A 390-nucleotide genomic window follows, 5' to 3' on the forward strand; every position below is an offset into this window, starting at 1 on the left:
GCGTGGCGGTCGGGGCGCGCACCCGCGTGCAGTCGCACGCCTTCATCTGCGAGCTCGTCACCATCGGCGAGGACTGCTTCGTCGGGCACGGCGTGATGTTCGTCAACGACACCTTCTCCACCGGCGGACCGGCGCGCGGACGCAAGGAGCTGTGGCGCGAGACCGTGATCGGCAACCGGGTGTCGATCGGCTCCAACGCCACGATCATGCCGGTCAGGATTGCCGACGACGTCGTCATCGGCGCCGGATCTGTCGTGACCAAGGACATCACGACACCAGGTACGTATGCCGGCAATCCGGCGCGCCGGCTGCTGGCGAGCCAATAGGGCAATAGGGGAATATCGATGGCTGTGCCGTATGCCGACCTGCAATTGCAGTACCAGTCCATCA

General features: G+C 65.1%; 1 protein-coding gene. It reads left to right on the plus strand.

What is annotated here, in order from left to right; all coding sequences use genetic code 11:
* A partial coding sequence (locus GO615_RS28425; protein ID WP_169133125.1) for an acyltransferase occupies positions 1-326 on the plus strand: 326 nt, incomplete at its 5' end.
* Between the last annotated feature and the right edge of the window lie 64 nt (positions 327-390).

Source organism: Aromatoleum evansii (assembly GCF_012910805.1).
Classification (GTDB): Bacteria; Pseudomonadota; Gammaproteobacteria; order Burkholderiales; family Rhodocyclaceae; genus Aromatoleum; species Aromatoleum evansii.